11 protein-coding genes are annotated in these 19571 nt (G+C 71.4%); 7 read left to right on the forward strand and 4 right to left on the reverse strand.

The genetic code is table 11. The annotated features are described in order from the left end of the window. Both ACFWY6_RS02610 and ACFWY6_RS02615 read left to right on the forward strand, forming a co-directional pair. On the forward strand, positions 1-1188 hold the full coding sequence (locus tag ACFWY6_RS02610) for a cytochrome P450 (RefSeq protein WP_384685564.1): 1188 nt from the start codon (positions 1-3) through the stop codon (positions 1186-1188). 15 nt (positions 1189-1203) lie between these two features. Continuing rightward, positions 1204-2391 (forward strand): cytochrome P450, encoded by a 1188-nt coding sequence (locus ACFWY6_RS02615; protein WP_384685567.1) that lies wholly within the window; start codon positions 1204-1206, stop codon positions 2389-2391. Positions 2392-2443: 52 nt separating this feature from the next. Here the strand turns inward: ACFWY6_RS02615 and ACFWY6_RS02620 are convergent, their stop codons facing one another. After that, positions 2444-4741: a glycosyltransferase family 39 protein gene (locus tag ACFWY6_RS02620; RefSeq protein WP_384685570.1), complete on the reverse strand. Its 2298-nt coding sequence runs from the start codon at positions 4739-4741 to the stop codon at positions 2444-2446. Between the two features lie 116 nt (positions 4742-4857). Here ACFWY6_RS02620 and ACFWY6_RS02625 point away from each other — a divergent pair, with 116 nt between their 5' ends. The 5 genes from ACFWY6_RS02625 (at position 4858) to ACFWY6_RS02645 (ending at position 10288) form a co-directional block, all read left to right on the forward strand. Continuing rightward, positions 4858-5418 carry a hypothetical protein gene (locus tag ACFWY6_RS02625; RefSeq protein ID WP_384685573.1) on the forward strand — a complete coding sequence of 187 codons (561 nt, stop codon included), beginning with the start codon at positions 4858-4860 and terminating at the stop codon, positions 5416-5418. Continuing rightward, positions 5415-6782, forward strand: a complete 1368-nt coding sequence (locus tag ACFWY6_RS02630) for a peptidoglycan-binding protein (protein ID WP_384685576.1) — start codon at positions 5415-5417, stop codon at positions 6780-6782. Before ACFWY6_RS02625 ends, ACFWY6_RS02630 begins: the two co-directional genes overlap by 4 nt. Further along, on the forward strand, positions 6779-7504 hold the full coding sequence (locus ACFWY6_RS02635) for an ABC transporter ATP-binding protein (protein WP_384685579.1): 726 nt from the start codon (positions 6779-6781) through the stop codon (positions 7502-7504). The genes ACFWY6_RS02630 and ACFWY6_RS02635 overlap by 4 nt, the downstream gene beginning before the upstream one ends. After that, the gene (locus tag ACFWY6_RS02640) at positions 7501-8757 is read left to right on the forward strand and encodes an ABC transporter permease (RefSeq protein WP_384685582.1); all 1257 of its coding nucleotides are present in this window, start codon (positions 7501-7503) and stop codon (positions 8755-8757) included. The genes ACFWY6_RS02635 and ACFWY6_RS02640 overlap by 4 nt, the downstream gene beginning before the upstream one ends. Positions 8758-9271: 514 nt before the next feature. Continuing rightward, positions 9272-10288: an aldo/keto reductase family protein gene (locus ACFWY6_RS02645; protein ID WP_384685585.1), complete on the forward strand. Its 1017-nt coding sequence runs from the start codon at positions 9272-9274 to the stop codon at positions 10286-10288. Positions 10289-10371: 83 nt separating this feature from the next. Here the strand turns inward: ACFWY6_RS02645 and ACFWY6_RS02650 are convergent, their stop codons facing one another. The 3 genes from ACFWY6_RS02650 to ACFWY6_RS02660 all read right to left on the reverse strand — a co-directional run bounded on the left by ACFWY6_RS02650 (position 10372) and on the right by ACFWY6_RS02660 (position 19364). Next, positions 10372-11568, reverse strand: a complete 1197-nt coding sequence (locus ACFWY6_RS02650; RefSeq protein WP_384685588.1) for a cytochrome P450 — start codon at positions 11566-11568, stop codon at positions 10372-10374. Continuing rightward, positions 11565-11795 carry an MbtH family protein gene (locus ACFWY6_RS02655; RefSeq protein ID WP_384685591.1) on the reverse strand — a complete coding sequence of 77 codons (231 nt, stop codon included), beginning with the start codon at positions 11793-11795 and terminating at the stop codon, positions 11565-11567. The genes ACFWY6_RS02650 and ACFWY6_RS02655 overlap by 4 nt, the downstream gene beginning before the upstream one ends. Positions 11796-11894: 99 nt before the next feature. After that, positions 11895-19364 carry an amino acid adenylation domain-containing protein gene (locus tag ACFWY6_RS02660; RefSeq protein ID WP_384685594.1) on the reverse strand — a complete coding sequence of 2490 codons (7470 nt, stop codon included), beginning with the start codon at positions 19362-19364 and terminating at the stop codon, positions 11895-11897. Positions 19365-19571: the final 207 nt, after the last annotated feature.

A 19571-nucleotide genomic window follows, 5' to 3' on the forward strand; every position in this document is an offset into this window, starting at 1 on the left:
ATGGCAGCGGAGAAGTCCTTCGACATCATCCCGAACCATGTGCGGGAGGGAATGGAACCGCCGCCGGGCCTGGAGGTGATGAGCGAGCGGACGCCGCTGCTCGAGGACACCGGGCCGGGGCTGATCAGCTGGGTCGCCACGGGACGGGACGAAGTACGGGAGATCCTCGGCGATGCCCGGTGCCGCTTCTCCACCCGGCCACCGGCCGACAGCGAGGAGGAGTCGCGGGAGATCACCCAGATCGGCAATCCGCTGATGCACGACCCGCCGGAGCACACCCGGCTGCGCAAAATGCTGGCGCCGGAGTTCACGCTGCGCCGGATGCGCCGGATCGAACCGCAGGTCGAGCGGATCGTCGAGGACCGCCTCGACGTCATGGAACGGGCCGGCAGCCCGGCCGACTTCATGCGGCACTTCGCCTGGCCCATCCCCGGCCTGGTCGGCTGCACGCTCCTCGGCATCCCCCGCGACGACCAGGCGGAACTCGCCCGCCACCTCGACCTCAGCCGGCGCGACAACCGCGGCTGGCGGGCCCGCCGCGCCTCCGCCAAGGCCTTCGACGACTATCTGGCCCGCTACGTCGCCACCAAGCGCCGCGACCCCGGCGACGACCTCGTCAGCGGGCTGATCAAGGAGCACGGGCCGGAGGTGACCGACAAGGAACTGGTAGGCCTGGCCGCCTCCGTCATGGCCGCCGGGATCGAGAACATGGTCGGCATGCTGGGCCTGGGCATCCTGGCGCTGCTCGACCACCCGGACCAACTCGCCGTGCTCCGCGGGAAACCCGAGCTGCTTGACCGGGCGGTGGAGGAACTGCTGCGCTACGCCACCGTCGTCGCGGTCGCCTCACCGCGCACGGCGCTGACGGAGGTGCGCATCGGCGAGCACACCATCAAGGCCGGACAGGTCGTCTCCTGCTCGCTGCTGGCGGTCAACCGCGCCCAACCGGACGAGACCGCCCGCGACCGCCTCGACATCCTCCGCGAGGGCGACAACCACCTCGCCTTCGGCCACGGCATCCACTACTGCGCGGGCGCGGCCCTCGCCCGCATGGAACTGCGGATCGCCTTCGCGGCCGTGCTGCGTCGCTTCCCTGAGCTGCGGCTCGCGGCGCCCCGCGAGGACCTGCGGTTCCGGCCGCCGTGGATGGCCACCTTCGGCATCGAGAACCTCCCCGTCTCCTGGTAAACGGAAAGGCACCCCATGTCGCAGCCACCGGAACTGCCCCCGCATTTGCGCCGCGACGGCCTCGCCCCGACGCCCGAGTTGACCCGGATGAGCCACAGCACGCCCGTCGCCCGCGACCCCGGAGTCTTCGACTGGGTCGTCACGGGGCGCGCGGAGGTACGGGCGGTGCTCAGCGACACCGACCGGTTCAGCTCCGTGCCGCCCGTACAGCAGAAGGCCGTCTCGCAGCCCAAGGAGGCCGGAAATCTGCTGCATTACGACCCCCCGGAGCACGGCCGGCTACGGAAGCTGCTGGCGCCGGCCTTCACCAGCCGGCACATGCGCTCGATGGCACCGGCCGTCGAAGCGGTGGTGGCCGAGCGGCTCGACGTGCTGGCCGAGAACGGGCCGCCGGCCGACCTGATGCGGCACTTCGGCTGGCCGGTGCCGGGCCTGGTCAGCTGCGCGCTGCTCGGCATCCCGCGCGACGACCTCGCCCAGCTGGGTCGGATGCTCGACGTGCGCGCGCCCAGCCGGATGGACGCCCGCTCCGGCAGCCGCGCCCGGCGGCGGATAGCGGCACAGAAGGCGTACATCTCGTACCTCGGCGGCATCGTCGCGCGGCAGCGCCGGGAGCCCGGCGAGGACCTGCTCGGCACCATCGTCCGCGAACACGGCGCGGAGCTGACCGACGCCGAACTGGTCGGCGTCGCCAACTCGTTTCTCGCGGGCGCGCTGGAGAACTCAACGCAGATGCTGGGCCTGGGCGTGCTCACGCTGGTGCAGCACCCGGACCAGCTCGCGCTGCTGCGCGCGAGGCCGGAGCTGCTGGATCAGGCGGTGGAGGAACTGCTGCGCCACGTCACGGTGGTGTCGACGGCGTCGCCGCGGACGGCGCTGGAGGACGTGACCCTCGGCGGGCAGCAGATCAAGGCCGGCGAGACAGTCTCCTGCTCCCTCCTCGCGGTCAACCGCACCAGGCTGCCCGGCGGCCCCGAGGACCGCCTGGACCTCACGCGCGCGGACGCCTCCTCGCACCTGGCGTTCGGGCACGGCGTCCACCACTGCATCGGGGCCGCGCTCGCGCGCCTGCAGCTGCGGGCCTCCATCGCCGGGCTGCTGGCGCGGTTCCCCGGGCTGCGGCTCGCCGTTCCGGAGGCCGAGCTGCGGTTCCGTCCCTTCGCCGCGCAGTACGGCGTGGAAGAGCTGCCGGTCGCCTGGTGACGCCGACGGCGGCCCGGACAGGGCCGTCGCCCACGTCAGTGCCCGGCCGGTGTCATACGGCGCCGGGGGAGCAGCGATAGAGGGTCTCCCGGCCCTGCCGGCCTGCCTGGTCCTGCTGCTTGGGGTCTGCCTCGCCCTTCGAGGGCTTCGCTCCGGCCTGATCCTCCGAGGACCTCGATCCCGTCTGCTCCTCCGGCGCCTTGGGGCCTGGGTGGCCCTTCGGGTCCTTCCGGTCTTGGGCTCCCTTCGGGCCCTTCGGGCTTTCAGCTCCCTTGGGTTCACCCGGGCCCTTCTCGCCCGGCTGCTGTACGCCGTACGCCTTCGGCTCGACCTTGGTGCACGTGGACCTGACCCAGTCGTTGATCTGCCCCACCGAGCTTCCGGGCTGTGACGCGCCCGTCTTCCCGTCGCCGCCGCGCAGCAGTGCGAAGCGCAGCTTGCCGTCCGCGACCAGCTCGCGGTACTCGGCCAGGGTCGCCGAGTTGGCCCCGCCCGTGAACCCGCCGAGCGGCAGCAGGGGCAGGGCCCTGGCGTAGATGTACGGGGCCGCCGCCTCCCAGCCGTCGGTGGAGAAGGTGTACTCGGCGCCGCGGTTGTGCTTTTGGACGTACGCCAGGAGTCTCTTCTGGTCCTTGCTCAGCCCGGTCACGATGCCGCCGCCGCTCTGGGCCCCGGACGGGCCGGAGGAGCGGCCCGGCTGCCCGGAAGCCCCCTGCCCGCCCGCGGATACGGCCGGCCCGCCGCTCTTCTTCCCCGGCTTGCCGCCCTCCGGCCGGTAGGGCGGCCCGGCGTACGCGTCGAAGGACGAGCCGGCGTACGTGGAGTCCAGCACCGACAGCGACCACGCCGTGGGCGCGGCGAACATCGCGACGCAGCCCGCCACAAGGCCGGCGACCCCGATCCGGCGGGACAGCCGGGCGTCCGGCGGCGTCGGCAGCACCGCGTACACGAGCGCCGCGCAGGCCGCGACGGACGCCGCGAGGATCACAGGCGTGAGCCATGGCACGAACTCCGGGTACTCCGCGGCCACATGCAGCGTCCATGCCTCCTGTACGACGATGACGGCCGGCAGCACCAGGGTCTGCGGCGGGCCGAGCGCCGTGCGGTGGATGCGCCACAGCGCCACGACGCCGGCGGCGGCCAGCGCGGCCAGCGCGGGTGCGAGCAGCGTGACGTAGGCCGTGTGCGGGACCCCCATGGCGCTGAGCAGTACCGCCGAGGTGAGCAGCCAGCCGCCCCACATCAGATAGCCGGCCCGCCGCTGGTCGGTGCGCGGTGCGCGGCGGTGCCGAGCCAGGCCGAGGACCAGGGACAGCAGCGCCAGCGGATACAGCCAGCCGATCTGCGCGGCGAACCGGGGTCCGAAGAGCTTGCCCCACCCCTCGGCGCCCGGCATGGCCTGGGGGTCGCCCGCGTGGGCGCCGGCCTGGCTCTGCGACGGCGGCGCACCCTGGAAGGTCCCCTTGAACGAGCCGTCGATCAAGCCGTCGTGCAGGCGGTCGAGCCCGTTGTAGCCGAAAACCATGGCGAAGGCGCTGTTGTTGGTCGTGCCGTCCGCGTACGGGCGCGAGCTCTCCGGGGTGAAGGTCATCAGCGCGACCCACGACAGTGACACGGCGAGCAGCACGCCGCCGGCCGCCACCAGCTGCCCCAGCCGCTTGCGCAGCGGGTGCGGGGCGGCGATGAGATAGCCGAGGGCGAGCGCCGGAACGACGACCCAGGCCTGCATCATCTTGGCCTGGAAGCCAAGGCCGATCCATACGCCGCTGAGCAGCAGCGGGCCCAGGCGGCCGGTCATGACCGCCTTCTGGTACTGGTCCGCGGCCAGCACCAGGCACATGGTGAGGGAGGCGTCGAGTATCGCGTGGCCGAACATCGACGCGGCCACCGGCGTCATGGTCAGCAGCCCCGCCGCGGCCAGCCCGGCCACCGGACCCTGCCAGCGGCGCACCACCCGGTACAGGACCAGCACCGACACCACGCCCTCCAGCACCTGGGGCAGGGTCAGCGCCCAGGCGTGAAAGCCGAACAGCCGGGCGGCCAGGGCCTGCGGCCACAGAAAACCGCCGACCTTGTCCATGGTGATGGTGGCCGCCGGGTCGAGGGCGGTGAACCAGAACGCGTGCCAGCTCTCCGACATGCTGCGGGCGGCCACCGAGTAGTACGGGGCGTAGGAACTGCTGGTGAGATTCCAGCCGTACAGCACGGCGGCGAGCGCGGCCACCCCCAGCAGCGCCGGGCGGGCCCAGGGCGGCTGGTCCGGGGGAGAGCGCCAGAACCAGCGGCGGTGGGGCGGTGGGGCGGTGCCGGGGGAGGCCTCGGGGTAGGTGGCCGCAGCAGTCAGTGTCATGTCCTCACCGTGTGAGGACCCTGGTAACCGTGCGGTCACAAACGCTTGCGGAATGGACAGTTGGACGGCTGCGGCTGTGTCCGCCGTGTGACCGCCGTCCGCGTAGAAACGGCTGCATGCTCATCACACGCAAGCGCACCAAAGCGCGCACCCTGATCGCCACGTCCGCTCTGCTTCTCGCCGCTTTCGGTGCCGCCGGTTGCTCCGGTGACTCGAGTGCCGCCGAATCGGGGAGCAGTAAGTCGCCTGGAACCAAGGACAAGGGATTCAGCCAGGCGCTGGCCTACTCGAAGTGCATGCGGGCGAACGGCGTGCCCGACTACCCGGACCCGGAGCAGGACGCCGACGGCCGGGTCATCATGAACCCCGGCAACGGTCAGAACGACCCGAAGACCCAGCAGGCGATGGAGGCCTGCCGCGACAAGATGCCGCAGGGGCGCTCCCGCGAGAACGGCGGCAAGATGGACACCTCGAAGGTGACCTCGTGGGCGAAGTGCATCCGCGAGAACGGCATCCCGAAGTTCCCTGACCCGGAGATCGACGGCACCCGGCTCAACGTACCGCTCGGCAAGATCGGCATGATGCCCGACGACCCGAAACTGCAGAAGGCCTCGCAGGCCTGCCAGGACAAGTCGCCGGGCGGCGAGCTGTACTTCACTGACGGGTCCGAGCAGTGACGTCGCCGGACCACACCCCCGGACTGCGGGGTCCCGGCGAGCCGGGCAGCGACCCGGCCGCCGCGTTGGAAGTGCGCGGGCCCGGTGCCCTGGCCACCGAGCAGCCGGCCGGGGCGGCGCTCGCCGCTTCCGCCCAGGATCCCGCGGCTCCGGCCCCCGTCCCAGCCGGCGGCGGCCAGGACGGCGCCGGCGGCGAGGAGCCGACGCTCAGCCACCGCAAGCGGCGGCCGCTGCGCACCACCCTGATCGTGCTGGTGGCGATCGCCGTGGCCGCGGCCGCGGGCCTCGCCGCCACCGGCACGCTGGGCGGCAAGGACGACGACAAGCCCCAGGCATCCACAGGCCCTTCGGCGACAGCGAAGGTGCAGCGCACCTCCCTCACCGACACCCAGACCGTGGACGGCAAGCTCAGCTACGGTGATGCGTCCACCGTGCCGGCCCAGTCCTCCGGCGGCGGCGCCGAGCCGGGAGCGGGCGGCGGCTCCGGCATCGTCACCTGGGTGCCCAAGGCCGGGGACACCATCAAACGCGGCGGGGACGTCTACCGCGACAACCAGCAGAAGACGCCCCTGCTCTACGGCAGCATCCCCTTCTACCGGACCATGAAGTCCGGCACGTCCGGCAGCGATGTCAAGATCCTCGAGCAGAATCTGAAGTCCCTCGGCTACGACGGCTTCATCGCCGACTCCACGTACAACGACGACACCGCCGCCGCCGTGGAGGAGTGGCAGGGCGACCTGAACCGCGAGGAGACCGGCACCGTCAAGCCGGGCGACGCGGTGGTGGCCCCCGGGGCCAGGAAGGTCTCCGAGGTGAAGGCCGAGGTCGGCGCCGCGCTCAGCGGCACCGTGCTGTCCTGGACCGCGACCGAGCGGGTCATCACCGTGGACCTCGACGCCCAGTACGAGGACCTCGTCAAGAACGGCACGAAGGCGCAGGTCAAACTCCCCGACGGGACGAGCGTCGAGGCGACGGTCACCGAGGTCGGCTCGCCCTCCAACGCCGCCGACGCGGGGTCCGGCGACTCCGGCTCCGGTGACTCCGGCTCCGGCGACAGCGACAGCGACAAGGCATCGACCCTCCCCGTCGAGCTGAAGGTGAAGGATCAGAAGGGTCTCGGCAACTATCAGGCGGCGTCGGTCGACGTCACCCTGAAGTCGGAGAGCCGCAAGGATGTGCTCGCGGTCCCGGTCAGCGCCCTGGTGGCCAAGGACGGCGGCGGCTACGCGCTGGAGGTCGTGAAGTCCTCGGCGCCGAACGGTGTCGAGTACGTCCCGGTCAAGCTCGGCATGTTCGCCGACAGCATGGTCGAGGTCTCCGGCGCCGGCATCTCCGAGGGCACCGTCGTGGGGGTCCCGAAGTGACCGCACTGTCCCACCCGGTGGTCGACCTGGCCGGGGTTTCCAAGTCCTACGGCGACCTCGCCGCGCTGCGGTCCGCCGACCTGGTGATCCACCACGGCGAACTGCTCGCGGTGGTCGGCCCCTCCGGCTCCGGCAAGTCCACGCTGCTCAACATCATGGGCACCCTGGACCGCCCCTCGGAGGGCAAGGTCCGTATCGGCGGCCACGACATCGACGAGCTGCGCGACCGCGACCTGTCCGCGCTGCGGGCCGCCACCATCGGCTTCGTCTTCCAGCAGTTCCACCTGGCGCCGGGCGTACCGGCGCTGGACAGCGTCGCGGACGGGCTGCTCTACAGCGGCCGGTCCCGCGCCGAGCGACGCGAGCTGGCCGAGCGGGCGCTGCGCCGGGTCGGCCTCGGCCTGCGGCTCTACCACGAGCCGCACCAGCTCTCCGGCGGCGAGAAGCAGCGCGTGGCCATCGCCCGCGCGGTGCTCGGCGACCCGCCGCTGCTGCTCGCCGACGAGCCGACCGGCGCGCTGGACTCCCGCTCCGGCGCGGTGGTGATGGAGCTCCTGCACGAGCTGCAGGAGGCCGGCACGACGGTCGTGGTCATCACCCACGACCGCGACATCGCCGCATTGCTGCCGCGGGAGGTCCGGCTCAAGGACGGCCGGATCGAGCACGACTCGGCTGTCGGCGCGGCGGCCGGCGAGCTGATGGCCGGAGGGAGCGCCCGATGAGCCTGACATCCCCGCCCCGGGAGACCGGGGCCGCCCCCTGGCGCAGCCTCCCGGCGCCCCCGCGCCCCAAGGCGGCCCGGATGGGCCCGGCCGATGTGGTCCGGGTCGGCGGCTCGGGGCTGCGCGCGCGGCCGATGCGGGTGTTCCTGTCCGCGCTGGGCATCGCCATCGGTATCGCCGCCATGATCGGCGTGGTGGGCATCTCCTCGTCCTCCACCAACGACCTCAACCAGCGCCTCGCCGCACTCGGCACCAACCTCCTGACGGTGTCCCCTGGCGAGTCCTTCGGCGGCGGCACCGCGCACCTGCCCGAGCGCTCCCTCTCGATGATCGGCAACATCCCGGACGTCACCTCGGTCTCCGCCCTCGGCAAGACCAGCGCGAAGGTCTACCGCAACGACCTGATGCCGAAGGAGGAATCCGGCGGCCTGCGCGTCACCGCCGCCCGTACCGACCTGCTGAAGTCCATCGGCGCCGAGCTCACGGACGGCCGCTGGCTCAACGCGGCCAACAGCAAGTACCCGGCCGTCGTGCTCGGCGCCAACGCCGCCTACCAGCTGAATGTCCACCACGCCGGACCGGAGGTACGGGTCTGGCTCGGCGACCGCTGGTTCACCGTCGTGGGGCTGATGGCGCCGAACGAGCTGCTGCCCGACCTGGACAACAACGCGATGATCGGCTGGGGCGTGGCACAGCAGGAGCTCGGCTTCGACGGCTACCCGACCACCGTCTACGTCCGTGCCGAGGAGGACGCGGTCAAGGACGTCCAGGCGAAGCTCGGCGCCACCGCCAACCCGGAGGTGCCCAACGAGGTCGACGTCTCCCGCCCCTCCGACGTACTGGCGGCGAAGGAGGCCACGGACGACACCCTCAGCGGACTGCTCCTGGGCCTCGGCGGCGTGGCGTTGCTCGTCGGCGGCGTCGGCGTGGCCAACACCATGGTCATCTCCGTCCTCGAGCGCCGCTCCGAGATCGGCCTGCGCCGCTCGCTCGGCGCGACCCGAGGCCAGATACGCACCCAGTTCCTGGCCGAGGCGCTGCTGCTGTCTGCTCTCGGCGGCATCGGCGGCGTACTGCTCGGCATCGGCGTCACCATCGGCTACGCGACGTACCAGGACATGACCACGGTGGTGCCGGTCTGGGCCATGGTCGGCGGTGTCGGCGCCACCCTCGTGATCGGCGGCCTGGCCGGCTTCTATCCGGCTGTACGAGCCGCCCGGCTGCCTCCCACCGAAGCGCTGGCCACCTCGTAGTCCCGCTGCCGTTCCGCCCCGGGCCGCGGTGCCCCTGCTGACACCCCCGAGCAGCAGGGGCACCGCACCGTCTGCGGCGGCACGCAACCCTTCGGGCGGGTCGCGGAGTTGGTGGTGGACCTCGTAGCCGAACAAGGCGTCCGGTGCGTGGGCGTGGGCGAGAAGGGCGTCGACCGAGCGATCGAGGATCACCTCCGGTCTGGCGGGGGGCAGGTGGGCCGGTTTCGCAGCCGCCGTCTCCGCGCACAGCGACCCGGTGGAACATGAGCTTCGCGATCTTGATGAACGAACGTGACGGTGCACGGTTTCCACAGTGGGTCGCCACAGTCCACTCCGATCCCGCCTGCGGCCTGAGCCGAGCTGACGGCGGCGGGCCTCGCCGACGACTGACGGGAGTTCACCGCATGCCGGGTGGTGTCCGGAAGGACCTCGACCACCAGGCCGCGACCGATGGCGGCCCTAGTCAATTGCGCATTCGCCGGAACGATCCCAATTCCGTTGATAATTTGAGGCCATGGACTTTCGCCATCTGGGACGCAGCGGTTTAATTGTCAGTCAGATTGCTTACGGCAACTGGCTGACCCGGAGTTCATCGAGAAGCGAAGAGACGGAACTCGCCTGCGTGCGGGCCGCACTCGACGCCGGTATCACCACCTTCGACACCGCGGACGTCTATGCGGACGCCCACGCGGAGGAATCCCTCGGCCGGGCACTGAAGGGAGAGCGGCGGGAGGGCCTGGAGATTCTCACCAAGGTCTTCGCGCCTGTCGGGCCGGGCCGCAACGACATGGGGCTCTCGCGCAAGCACATACGGGAGTCGATCGACAACTCCCTGCGCCGTCTCGGCACGGACCACGTGGATGTCTACCAGGCCCACCGGTTCGACCTCTCCACCCCGCTGGAGGAGACCATGGAAGCGCTGGCCGACGTGGTGCACTCCGGCAAGGCGCACTACATCGGTGTCTCCGAGTGGACCGCGGACCAGATCAGGCGCGGGCACGCCCTCGCCCGGGAGCTCAAGATCCCCCTGGTGTCCAACCAGCCGCAGTATTCGGCCCTGTGGCGGGTGCCCGAGGCCGAGGTGATTCCGGCCTGCGAGGAGCTCGGTGTCGGGCAGATCGTCTGGTCGCCACTGGCCCAAGGCGTGCTGACCGGCAAGTATCTGCCGGGCGGGAAGTGGCCGGAGGGCTCCCGGGCGACGGACTCGAACGACGGCTCGGCGGAACTGGCCGCCTGGTTGACGGACGATGTCCTCGGCCGGGTGCAGCAGCTCCAGCCGATCGCCGCCGACGGTGGCCTGACGGTCGCTCAACTCTCGCTCGCCTGGGTGCTCCAGAACCCCAATATCTGTGCCGCCGTGCTCGGAGCGTCGCGGCCCGAGCAGATCACCGACAACGTCAAGGCGGTCGGCATCAGACTGGACGACGAGGTCATGGCCCGGATCGATACCGTGCTCGGCCCGGTGGCCAACCGTGACGCCGCGGCCACGGTCGAGAGCAGCCCCCCGTCCCCCGAGTGGCGGCTCGCCTGACGGTGCGGGCGCGGGCCTCCCCGCGGACGTATGACACGTCCGCGGGGAGGCCCTCTGCCAAGCCCTGCGGGTTTACCGGGAATTCACCAGGCGATCGGCAACCGCAGCAGGCTCCGTACCTGCATGCCGTCCTTCCATTCCAGTGAATTCATGGGAACTGCGCATCTCATGCCGGGCAGCCGCGCGAACAGCGCCTCCAGCGCCACCCGCATTTCAAGGCGGGCGAGCGGCGCACCCAGGCAGCGGTGGATTCCGTACCCGAATCCCAGATGGGGATTGTGCTCCCGGGTCAGGTCGAAAAGGTCCGCGTTCTCGAACACCGATTCATCGCGGTTGGCCGAGGGAATGGCGGGAAGCACGGACTCGCCCGCACGGACCAGCGTTCCGCTCAGTTCGATGTCCTCGGTGGCGTAGCGCGCGAAGGTGACATGGGAGATGAGGGGCACGTAACGCAGCAGCTCCTCGATCGCCCTTGGCATCAGCTCGGTCCTGCGCTTGAGCAGCTCAAGCTGCTCGGGGTGGGTGAACAGGACGTAGAGGGAGTCGATGAGTTGCGACGAGACCGTCTCGTGCCCCGCGATCAGCAGGACGCTCGCCAGTTCCACCAGCTCCTTCTCGGAGAGCTTGTCCTCCTCGTCGCTGGCCTTGACCATGGCACTGATCAGGTCGTCCTGCGGCTGCGCTCGCCGGCTGCCCATCAGCTGCGCGATGTATCCGTGCAGCCGCTCGGTGTCCGCCTCGATCTCCTCCTCCGTCATCACGGTCGTGGCGGAGAACGCGTCAAGCCAGCTGCGGAACTGCTCGCGGTCCTCGAACGGGACGCCGAGCAGATCGCAGACGACTGTGCCGGCGAAGGGAACCGCGAACCCTTCCATGAGATCACCGGGTGGCCCCTGGGCCACGAGTCCGTCGATCAGCCGGTGCGCCTCCCCTTCGATCCGGGGGCGAAGGAGCTCGACGCGGCGCGTGGTGAAGACCTTGGCCAGGAGACGGCGCAGCCGGGTGTGGTCGGGCGGGTCCATGCCCAGGATGCTGGTGTGGATGGGCAGCGGGGTGAGGCGGGACTCGTCGTGCTCCGCTGCCAGCGCACGGCTGAACCGGCGATCCCCGAGGATCGTTTTCATGTCCGTGTGCTTGGTGACCAGCCAGGCGTCTTCGCCGAAAGGGCAGCTGACCCGGGGGACGGGGTCTTCGTGGCGAAGCTTTCCGTACAGCGGATCGAGGTCAAGGGCGACCGCTTCGCTGAAGGGGTAGCTGCGGGGTGACTGCTGGTCGCTCATGCGGACCGCACCTCCGAGAACCGGTTGTAGTGCTCGACGAGGCTCTTGGGCCGCATGTCGGTCCAGTTCTCCTCGACGTACGTGAGGCACTCCTGGTGGGAGGCGGGGCCGTGGACCGTGGTCCACCCCGCGGGCACGGTGGTGAAGGACGGCCACAAGGAGTGCTGTCCCTCGTCGTTGACCAGCACCGAGAAGGTGCCCTCGGGGTCGTCCCAGGGGTTGCTCATGATGCGTGCCTTTCCGTGGGGGACTGGATGAGTGGGTGACTGGATGAGGTGATGGCGTGGTGGTGCGGCGGCCAGGTCCCGTCCGCGTGAAGGTGCTGCTCAGCGAGCGGGCGGCGGGAAGAAGCCGGATGTGACGAAGTGATCGGCGTAGGTACGGATGAGCGCGCCGTCCAGGGCCGGGAACGCGGGTCCCGAGTCCGCGAGGCCGGTCAGGGTGTTGGTCCGGTCGAGACGGATCTGTCCCAGGCGGGAGAGCGCGGGCAGGGTGTCGGTGAGCAGCACGGCCGCGTCAAGGAGTCCCGCGCCTGCCGCCCGGTCCGCCTCGGCGTCCGCCTGCCGGCGCAGGGCTCGGGTCCAGTCGTCGAGGCCCATGGTGTCCAAGTGATAGCCGTACGCCCGCAGATGGCCGAGGACGGTGTCGAAGGGGACGGGTTCGGGGCACGTGAGATGGTGCGCCAGACCGAGGCTGCCGCGGCGGCGGGAGAGATGGACGAGGGCCGCGGCGGCGTGGTCCACCGGGATCAGATCGACCACGGGGGGTGGAGCGTCCTGACCGGCCGGGCTCGGCGCGGCCCCGATGACGAGCATGGCCCGCACGAGCTGCCAGAGCACGTCCTTGCTGGAACCGGCCCCGCTGACGGTGTGTCCGCTCACCCGGCCGAACCGGTACACGCTCACCGGGAGCCCGCGCTCGGCTGCCTCCCACACGAGTTGCTCCGCCGCCCATTTGCTGGCCGTGTAGCCGCCCGGCATGAGGGACTCCGGGCGTACCCGGTGGGACTCGGGCACGGGGCCGAGGCCCTCGAAGTCCCCGTCGGTGCTCACGGAGACCGCGGCAGTCGAGACGTAGTGGACCGGCACCGGAATCGAGCGGGCCGCAAGCCGAAGCACCTCCTGGGTGCCGGACACGTTCGACGCCCTCAGCCGGGCGTACGGTTCGACCGCGTTGACCCGCGCGCCATTGTGATAGACGACGTCAGTCAGGGCCGCCAGGGCGTCGAACCGCTCCGGGGAGAGGCCGAGCAGGGGCTTTTCCAGATCGCCGGGCACGGGCACGATCCGGCTGCGGGTGAACTCGTTCCACAGCCCGTACTCCACCAGGCTCCGCCGGACGCGCCTGGCCGCCTGCTCGGTGTCGTCCGCGCGGACCAGACAGTGGATGTCGGCACTCGTACGGTCGAGGAGTTCGCGCAGGAGGAAGGCGCCGAGGAAGCCCGTCGCGCCCGTCAGCAGGATGTTCTCGTGGTCCGTCGTGTCGCCGGACTGGCCCTCCAGCCGGGGCCCGACGGTGATCCGCGGGTCGAGCACGGCGTCCGCCGCGAGGCCGGCCGGGCCCGGACCGCACGCGTCCGCCCCGCGCGGGTCGATCGGCGTGGTCGGCCCGTCGACGGCCTCGAGGAGCGCGGCCACCGACTGCCGTTCGAAGAGGGTACGGACGGGCAGTTCCACCCCGAGGCGGCGGCGGATCCCGCTGATCACCCGGGTCACGAGCAGTGAGTGCCCGCCCAGGGCGAAGAAGCTGTCGTCGATGGTGACCTGCGGGACGTCCAGAACCTCGGTGTACAGCTCGCACAGGATGCGTTCGCGCGGATTGCGCGGCGCCCGGCCTGCCGACAGCGTCGCGAAGTCCGGCGCCGGGAGCGCGGCCCGGTCCACCTTGCCCGTTGCCGCGATCGGCAGCGCGTCGAGCACCGTCACCGAGGCCGGGACCATGTAGTCGGGCAACAGACCGGCGAGATGGGAGCGCAGCTCAAGGCCGTTCAGGGTCGCCGAGTTCCCGGCGGGCACGGCGTATCCGGCGAGGCAGATGGCGCCGCGGCTGTCCTTGCGGGGGACGACCACGGCCTGCGCGACGTCCGGGTGGGTGCTCAGGGCGGCCTCGACCTCGCCCGGCTCGATCCTGAACCCCCGTATCTTGACCTGGCCGTCAGCGCGGCCCATGTACTCCAGCTCCCCGTCGCTGTTCCAGCGCACGATGTCGCCCGTGCGATACATCCGGGAGCCGGGGGCGCCGAACGGGTCGGCCACGAACCGGTCGGCCGTGAGCCCCGGCCGGTGCAGATAGCCGCGGGCGAGTCCGGCCCCGGAGACGTGCAGCTCGCCGGGGATCCCGGGCGGCACGAGACACAGGTCGCGGTCGAGGACGTAGGTGCTCGCGCCCACGGTGGGCGTGCCGATCGGAGGCGTACCGCTGCCGGAGAGCGGAGAGCTGAGCGTGGCGCACACGGTGGTCTCGGTCGGGCCGTAGCCGTTGATGAAACGGCGTCCGGCCGACCAGCGCCGGACCGTCTCCCCGGACGACGCCTCACCCGAGACGATCAGTGAGGACAGGGAGGACAGCTGAGCGGGCTCCATCACGGTCAGCGCGGCCGGGGGCAGCGTCGCGTGGGTGACGTCGAGCCGCTCGACCAGGGCGGCCAACCCGGGCCCGGGCGCGGTGAGTTCCGCCGGTGCCATCACCAGCGTGGCGCCGGTGAGGAGCCCGCCGCACAGCTCCCACACGGCGCCGTCGAAGCTGTGCGATGCGAACTGGAGGATCCGGCTCGACGCCGTCACCCCGAACCGCCGCAGTTGCGCCTCGGCGACACCGGAGAAACCGGAGTGGGTCACCACGACGCCCTTGGGACGGCCGGTGGACCCGGACGTGTAGATGGCGTACGCGGGACTCGTGTCCGTCAGCGGGCGTACCCGCTCGTCGTCGGCGACGTCCGTCTCCCGGCACAGGCCGACGGCGTGCCGGGTCTCGGCCCGGTCCAGGACGACTCGGCGCATGCCGGGGGTACCGGGAACATCCGGCAGGGGAAGCGAGGTGCCGGAGTCGGTGAGGAGCAGCACCGGGCGGACGTCCTCGAGCATGAACCGGAGCCGCGCCGCGGGATGGTTCGCGTCCAGCGGCAGATACGCGCCTCCCGCCTTCAGCACGGCGAGGGTGGCGATGACCGAGTCGACCGTACGGGGCAGCGCGATGGCCACGTACTGCTCGGGGCCGATGCCGCAGCCGACGAGATACCGCGCGAGCCGGTTCGCCCGGGCATTCAGCTGACGGTACGTCAACTTCCGTACGGGTCCCACACCGTCGTCGAAGAGCAACGCCGTCGCCTCCGGCGCCCGCTCGACCTGCGCCTCGAACAGCTCGGGCAGGGGCAGCCGCGGTACCTCCCGCACGCTGTCGCGGCCCTGCGCAAGGAGCCTTTCCCGCTCGTCGGCGAGTACCACGTCGAGCGCGCCGATCCGCTGCCCGGGGTCGGCGGTGACCGCGTCGAGGAAACGCAGGAACCGTTGGACGAGACGCTCGACGCTGCCCCGGTCGAACAGATCGGTGCTGTACTCCGCCACCCCGTCCATGCCCTGCGGGCGCTGGTCGGCGCCCCGGGACTCCCGCAGGCTCAGCGAAAGGTCGAACCGGCAGGCACCGGTGCTCACCGCGCGCTCCCCGACGGCCAGACCCGGCAGCTCCGGCGCACCCTGTGGAGCGTTCTGGAGGGCGAGCATCACCTGGAACAGGGGGTGGTGGGCCGTCCCGCGCGCCGGGGCGAGGGCGTCCACCAGGCGCTCGAACGGCATGTCCTGATGGGCGTACGCGGCCAGGTCGGTCTCCCGCACCCGGGCGAGCAGATCTCGGAAGGCGGGGTTCCCCGAGGTGTCGGTGCGTAGCACCAGGGTGTTGACGAAGAACCCCACAAGACCGTCCAGGGCATGGTCCGTGCGGCCCGCGACCGGGGTACCGATCGCGATGTCGTGGCCCGCGCCCAGTTTGGTCAGCAAGGTGGCGAGAGTGGCGTGCACCACCATGAACGGGCTCGCCCCGCACCGCCCTGCCAGGTCCACGATCCGCCGGTGCAGATCGGCGTCCACGGTGAAGTGCAGGGTGTCGCCGCGGTGGGATGCGGACTGCGGCCGGGGCCGGTCCAGGGGGAGTTCGGCGCACTCGGGCAGCCCGGTCAGGGCACCGGTCCAGTAGGCGAGCTGGCGGGCGGCCGGACTGCCGGGGTCGCCCTCGTCGCCCAGGAGCCGGCGCTGCCACAGGGTGTAGTCCGTGTACTGGACCGGCAGGGGCTCCGTGCCGGGGACTTCACCGCGACGGCGTGCGGCGTAGGCGGTGGCGAGGTCCTGCCACAGTGGTGCAAGGGACCATCCGTCGCAGGCGATGTGGTGGATGGTCAGCGCCAGGACGTGGCAGCCCGGGGCCGTGGTGAACAGGTGGGCCCTGACCGGGACTTCGCTCGCCAGGTCGAACGGACGGCGCACCGCTGCGGCCACCGCCGCGTCGAGTTCCGTGGGCGTCACCGTGCTGATGTCCAGCGGCGGCCGTGCGGCCGCGCGGTCCAGGACGAGCTGTCGGGGCACACCGGCCGTTTCGGGAAACACCGTCCGCAGGCTCTCGTGGCGCTCAAGCACATCGCCGAGCGCGGCTTCGAGTGCTGTCCGGTCCAGCTCGCCCTTCAGTTCGAGGACGAGGGGGACGTTGTACGTCGCGCTCGGTCCCTGGAGCCGGTCGAGGAACCAAAGGCGGCGCTGAGCGAAGGACAGGGGTATCTGACCGGGGTGCTCCAAGGGCAGGAGCGGGGGCCGATCGCCTGCCGATGCCTGGCGCACGGCCTCGGCAAGACCGGCGACGGTCGGTGCTTCGAAGACGCTGCGCACCGGAAGCTCCAGGCCGAGCGCCGACCGCAGCCGGGAGCTGAGGCGGGTGGCCGACAGGGAGTGCCCGCCGAGCGCGAAGAAGCTGTCGTCGATGGTGACCCTGGACACGCCGAGGATGTCGGCGAACAGCCCGCACAGCAGCTCTTCGAGAGGGGTGCGCGGCGGCCGTCCGTCCTCGGCGGAGCTGATGTCGGGCTCCGGCAGCCGTCGGCGGTCCACCTTGCCGTGCGGCGTCAGCGGCAGGGTCTCGAGCACCACCGTGGCGGCCGGGACCAGGTACTCGGGTAATCGCCCCCGCAGGAAGTCGCGGACCGAGGAGACCAGGGCGCCGGTGTCGCGCGCAGTCGCGGGGGCGTTGACCAGCGAGGTCAGCGCCGTGCCGGCCGGTGTCGGGGATCCGCCGCCGGGTGCGCCGTGCGGGCGGCGGGTCACCACGATGTCCAAGGCGTCATCAGCGGTCGCGGACCAGGTGACGGAGGCCCGAAGCCCCAACCCCGCGGCAAGCTCATGCACTTGCTCGACCACGAGGGTCTCGGCGTCGTCCTGAGCGCCCAACGGGCGGATCCGGCCCGAGCCACCCGCGCCGCCCAGCGCCCGCAGTGCCGCGGCGACGGGTGCGATCCGGTTGTCGGGCAGGCCGGTGACGCGGATGTCGACGGGCCGTCCGGCGTCGAGGCGGTCGGCCAGCGATTCCAGGTCCGAGACGTCCTGGCCCCACCGCAGCTCTTCCACGGGAAGTACGGGGATGCCGGGCTCGGATCCGCGTCCGGCCTTCCGCAGGACGGCGTCGTAGCGATAGCGGGTCAGTTCGTTGACGTACCGTCCCCGCTTCACCCGCACCTCGCTGCCGCCGATGCCGGGGACGGCACCCGCCAGTTCGGTGAAGAACGCCGGGTCCACCAGCAGCTCCTTCTCCCGGACCATGCCGTGCTCGACGGCCGCGCGGAGTGCGCCGGGGCTCGACGGCAGGTCCGGGCGGCGCAGCTGGACATCGGTGTGGAAGGTGCGAAGGAGGCGCAGGTTGCGTACGTCCCCGACGAAGAGCGACCCACCGGGGACGAGCAGTTCGACGGCCTTGGCCAGGACGTCCGTGAGGTAGTGGGCGTCGGGGAAGTACTGGGTGACGGAGTTGATGACGACGGTGTCGAAGAAGTCGGCGGGCAGGCCGCTGATGTCGTCGGCCGCACGGGCGCGCAGCTCGACCCGGTCCGCGAGCGAGGCGTCCCGGCGCACCAGTCCGGTCAGTGCCTCGATGACCTGGCCGGACAGGTCCGTTCCCCAGTAGGCGTCACACTGCGGAGCAAGGCGGGACATCAGAAGGCCGGTGCCCACGCCTATCTCCAGGACCCGACGCGGGTTGAGTTCGCGGATCCGCTCCACGGTCGCGTCGCGCCACTCCCGCATCTGCTCCGTCGGAATGGGCTGTCCGTCGTAACTGCTGTGCCAGCCGGAGAAGTCCTCGCCGAAGCGCGCCCGGGCGACATCGCTGTAGAGCGAGTCGTAGATCCCCTGCCACTCGCTCACCGAGTCCGCGTGCGCGGCGCTCTGCCCGGGCGCGGCCTCATCGGCGGGGACGACATAGCCGACGAGCCGTTTGTGCCCGGGCCGGTCCTCCCTTGTCACGACTGCGGCCTGGGCGACACCCGGGTGTTCCGAGAGGACGGCCTCCACCTCGCCGGGCTCGACGCGGAAACCGCGGATCTTCACCTGGTCGTCGCTGCGGCCCACGAACTCAAGGAGACCGTCCGGCCCGCCGCGCACCAGATCACCGGTGCGGAAGAGGCGGGCGCCGGGCTCTCCCAGCGGGTCGGCGACAAACCGCTCGGCGGTCAGGTCCGGGCGATTCCAGTAGCCACGGGCCAGGCCCGAACCGCCGATGTACAGTTCCCCGACCTCACCCGGCGGCACCGGGTGCAACTGCCCGTCGAGGACCTCGGTACGCATGCCCGACATGGCGGCGCCGATGGGAATCACGGTGCCCGGGCCCCCGGTTCCGGCGACCCGGTGGCAGGTGGCGAACGTCGTCGTCTCCGTCGGCCCGTAGCCGTTGACGACCGCCGTGCCGGGGCAGGCCCGCAGGACCCGCCGGACGGCCGCGGGCGAGACCGCGTCCCCGCCGGTCCACACTTCGCGCGCGCCGCGGAAGCACTGCGGATCTTCCTCCGCAAGGACGGAGAACAGCCCGGCGGTCACCCACAATCCGGTGATTCCCGCATCCGAGACCGCCGAGGCGATGCCACGGGCGTCCAGCTCGCCCGGGGGCGCCACCACGACCGTCCCGCCGCACAGCAGCGGCACCCACAGTTCGTACGTGGATGCGTCGAAGGCGTGCGGCGAGTGCAGCAGGACCCGCTCGTGGGCGCCGCTGCGCCAGGCCTTGTCCCGGGCCAGGCCCACGACGTTCTCGTGGGTCACCGCCACGCCCTTGGGCGTACCGGTGGATCCGGAGGTGAACATCACGTAGGCGAGCTGCCGCGGTTCGGCAGGGATGCCGGGGGATGCGGGGCCCTCGTGCCCGTCCGATGCGCCCACGGGCACCGGCAGGACGCGTGGCCCGGCGCCGAATTCCGCCTGGGGACGGGGCCCGTCCGTCAGGATCAGGCGGGATCCGGTCTGCTCGACCATCGACCGCAGCCGTGACGCGGGCTGCCGCGCATCCAACGGGACATAGCAGGCACCGGACTTGACGACGGCGAGCAGCGACACCACGAGCTCGGCCGAGCGTTCCATCAGGACCGCCACGGTGGAACCCGGACCCACCCCCTCCGTGGCAAGGCGCCGGGCCAAGTGGTCGGAACGGGCGTCGAGTTCCCGGTACGTCATGGCCGTGTCCTGCTCGGCGCCGCAGATCAGTGCGGTTGCGTCGGGAGACAGTTCAGCCTGTCGCGCGAAGGCCTCCGGGAGGGAGTGGTGCTGTGCGGACACGCGTCAACTCCTCTGCGCCGGCTTCCCGGAGCACGGCGGTGCCGACATGCCGGTCGGCCGCACAAGGGGAAGGGCGCGCTCAGTCGTCTGGTGAATGCGTCATCGAACGATGCGTAGCGATCATGTCGCAGAACGTGGCGATGCGGATCGGCGCGGTGGCCAATTCGGCCGTTCTTGTAGCTGACTGATCGGTCGTGTGCGGCTTTG

It is taken from the genome of Streptomyces sp. NPDC059037, from assembly GCF_042740015.1.
Taxonomy (GTDB): Bacteria; Actinomycetota; Actinomycetes; order Streptomycetales; family Streptomycetaceae; genus Streptomyces.